The sequence below is a fragment of the Mycobacterium sp. UM_11 genome, from assembly GCF_001414075.1.
Lineage (GTDB): Bacteria > Actinomycetota > Actinomycetes > Mycobacteriales > Mycobacteriaceae > Mycobacterium.
In genome coordinates this window covers 1-3,306 of sequence record NZ_LATC01000196.1, presented here as the reverse complement: position 1 = coordinate 3,306, position 3,306 = coordinate 1, and the positions used below count along the sequence as shown (strand labels likewise).

Annotated in this window: 3 protein-coding genes and 2 pseudogenes; 3 read left to right on the top strand and 2 right to left on the bottom strand. The window is 68.5% G+C overall.

Annotated elements, in window-relative coordinates; translation table 11 throughout:
• Positions 1-377: pseudogene (locus tag WU80_RS24445) on the top strand (hypothetical protein); the annotation flags it as partial.
• A 12-nt stretch (positions 378-389) separates the two neighbouring features.
• Here the strand turns inward: WU80_RS24445 and WU80_RS24440 are convergent.
• Positions 390-971: a hypothetical protein gene (locus WU80_RS24440; protein WP_055405647.1), complete on the bottom strand. Its 582-nt coding sequence runs from the start codon at positions 969-971 to the stop codon at positions 390-392.
• 113 nt (positions 972-1,084) lie between these two features.
• Between WU80_RS24440 and WU80_RS24435 the strand changes: the two genes are divergently transcribed.
• Together WU80_RS24435 and WU80_RS24430 are read left to right on the top strand one after the other, a co-directional pair.
• The gene (locus WU80_RS24435; protein WP_055405646.1) at positions 1,085-1,411 is read left to right on the top strand and encodes a hypothetical protein; all 327 of its coding nucleotides are present in this window, start codon (positions 1,085-1,087) and stop codon (positions 1,409-1,411) included.
• A gap of 204 nt (positions 1,412-1,615) precedes the next feature.
• The gene (locus tag WU80_RS24430) at positions 1,616-3,115 is read left to right on the top strand and encodes a peptidase (RefSeq protein ID WP_156349759.1); all 1,500 of its coding nucleotides are present in this window, start codon (positions 1,616-1,618) and stop codon (positions 3,113-3,115) included.
• Between the two features lie 11 nt (positions 3,116-3,126).
• Here the strand turns inward: WU80_RS24430 and WU80_RS24425 are convergent.
• Positions 3,127-3,306, bottom strand: a pseudogene (locus WU80_RS24425) (LLM class F420-dependent oxidoreductase); the annotation flags it as partial.

Below are 3,306 nucleotides of genomic sequence, written 5' to 3'. Positions count from 1 at the left end.
TGAAATGTCTTTGCCGCCAACATCATTTGCTGAAAACGTTCTGGGGCTGGCGCGACCAACAGCTGCCCGACGGCACGCTGATCTGGCGGTTGCCCGGCGGGCATACCTACGTCACCACCCCGGGCAGCGCGCTGTTGTTCCCCAGCCTGTGCGCGCCCACCGGCGACGCCCCGGTCCAGACGGCCGTTGAGCGCTGCGGCGAGCGCACCGCGATGATGCCGCGGCGCAACAGAAACCGCGCGCAGAACCGGGCCCTGCGCATCGCCGCCGAACGCCGGCACAACCGCCAGGCCCGGCTGGTCGCGCGACCCGCGGCGCCGACCGGCCCGGTGCCCGCCGGCCCCGCACCACCGGGCGACGATCCACCGCCCTTCTAGGGCACCCTCGCGTCAAGGCATGCGCGGGTTCATCATTCGGCCGCAGCCCATCCCGCCCGGCCCCATCATCTGCTGCATCATGGCGGGCATGCCGTCCCGCACGAAGCCGGTGACCTCGCGCGCGTGCGACCGGATGACGTCGGTCAGCGCCGGATCGTCGGCGGTCTCCTCGGCGATCACGCCGTTGGGGGTCAGCGTGAGTTGGCGGCGGTAGCCGCCGGCGCGGCGGAACAGGGTCGGCAGGGTCTGGCTCATGCAGCTGACTTCGGTGCCCTGATCGAGGTGGGCGTACATGCTCGAGACGTGCGCTTGCAGTTGAGCGGCGAGGTCGGGCGATGCCGACTCGGTGGTGGTGCGCACGCCGCCGGGAATGTCCTCGACCACGCGATGGATTTCGTTGTGCCGCATGAACATGTCCATGTAGCGGCTCATGTCCGTGCGACCGGCGCCCATGAAGCCGCCGCAGTCCGTGAGGCGGATGGCGGGGGCGGCCAGTCCGGGGACGCCGGGACGCACATATCCCCGCCACACCATGGCGCCCGCACCGAGCACACCCAGCGCGGCAAGCGCCGCCCGCCGCGTCACTCCGGCCATCGCGGATCCCTTCGGTCCTGCGCACTTCAGGCAAGTCGACCAGACATCCACCGCCCTAGCTAGGGCCAATGGTCCCTACCCCCCGTGGGTATGCGTGTGGCATCGTTGCGCGCATGACGGAAACTCCTGCAACCAGCGTCGATCATCGGTTCGGCGCGCACACCCGGCTGGGTCAAGCGGCCGCGTGGGTGGTCATCGTGGCCGGTGTCGTGTTCGTCGTCGCGGTGATCTTCTTCTCGGGCCTGATGCTGGGCTGGGCCTCGGGCAACCACTACGGCTGGCGCCACGGCTACGGCGGCGGGCGCCCCGGCACCTGCCCCATGATGGAGCAGCCCGGCGGCATGATGGGACCCGGCGGAATGATGGGCCCCGGCGGAATGGGTCCGGGTGGTCCGGTGGCCCCGCCGCAAACGCCGACACCGACCGCGCCGCGCCCCTAGGCCGCGCCGCCGAGTTCGCTATTTCCGATCCGCATACCCGCCCGGCGTTCCCTGTTCGGCAACGGGTAAGCCGCGCGCAACCCCGCCGGCCGGCCGTCGGGACTCGCGCGCGACGGTGTTCTCATTCGTGCTGTCATAGTTAGCCGACCGCTCTAGAATGAGACCCTTTGGTGCTGCCCTGCACCCGGTCGGGATGAGGTTGGTATGAAGAGCCGTGCGCGGAATCGACGTCAGCAGGCCGGTGGCCGTCCGCGCAGGGCGGCCGCCTTGCTGCGGGGGGTGTTGAGCTGCGCGGCATCGGCAATCGTGGTGGCCGGCTGCACATCCTTCGTCGACGGGCGCGCGTTGTCCATGCTGAACGATCCGTTCCGGGTGGGCGGCCTGCCGGCGACGAACGGCCCCAGCGGGATTCGCCAGAACGCACCCGCCCCGACCGGCACCGTGGTCAACACCGACAACGGCGCGATCGACAAGTTGTCGTTGCTGTCGGTCAACGACATCGAGGAATATTGGAAGTCGGTCTACAGCCAATCGTTGAAGGGGGATTTCGTCCCGGTCGGCAAGATGGTGTCGTATAACTCCAACGACCCGGCCAGCCCGATCGTTTGCCACAACGACACCTACAAGCTCGTCAACGCCTTCTTCACGTCGCGCTGCAACCTGATCGCTTGGGACCGTGGCGTGTTCATGCCCGTCGCGCAGAAGTACTTCGGCGACATGTCCGTCAACGGCGTGCTGGCACACGAATTCGGCCACGCGTTGCAGACCATGGCGAAGCTGGTGACCAAACGCGACCCCACGATCGTGCGCGAGCAGCAGGCCGACTGCTTCGCCGGCGTCTACCTCTTCTGGGTCGCCGACGGCAAGTCGCCGCGGTTCACGCTGAGCACCGCCGACGGCCTCGACCACGTGCTGGCGGGCATCATCACCACCCGGGATCCCGTAATGGACAGCGAGACCGAGAACGACGACGAACACGGGTCGGCCCTGGATCGGATCGAGGCGTTCCAAATGGGTTTCATCGACGGCGCCTCGGCCTGCGCGGGGATCGACAAGAGGGAAATCGCGCAGCGCCGCGGCGACCTGCCCAACGCCCTGCGCGTCGACACCAACACCGGAAACCCGGAGACCGGTGAGGTCCCGATCGACCAGGACACGCTGTCGACGCTGATGGAACTGTTGGGCAAGGTGTTCTCGCCGAAGAGCCCGCCGACGTTGTCCTTCCAGGCGGCCGATTGCGCCGACGCCAAGGCCAGCCCCCCGGCGTCATACTGCCCGGCCACCAACACGATCGTGATCGACCTGCCGAAGCTGGCGGCGATGGGCAAGGTCGCCGACGAGAACGAGCAGACCCTGCCGCAGGGCGACGACACCGCCCTGTCGGTCGTGATGTCGCGGTACGCGCTGGCCGTGCAGCACGAACGCGGGCTGGCCATGCAGAGCCCGTGGACCGCGCTGCGCACCGCCTGCCTGACCGGCGTGGTGCACCGCAAGATGGCCGAACCCATCGAGCTGTCGTCGCAGAAGCAGTTGCTGCTGACGGCCGGTGATCTCGACGAGGCGGTGGCCGGGTTGCTTACCAACCACCTCGTGGCCAGCGACGCGGACGGCACCAGCGTGCCGGCGGGGTTCACCCGGATAGCCGCGTTCCGCGGCGGCGTAGCGGGCAACATGGACGCGTGCTATTCCCGCTACCCGGGCTAAACCCCGCCCTATCAACCGATTTCGGCGAGCTTGGGTATGACTTCGTCGCCGAGGCGGCGGATGAATCCCACGGGGTCGGGGTTGCCGGGGAACGGACCGGCGTTCACCAGCTGCACGCCCAGCCCGGCGTAGCGCTCGACCGTTGCGAAGTACCCGTCGGCATCCTCGAAGGGGTCCACGAAAAGGCCCAC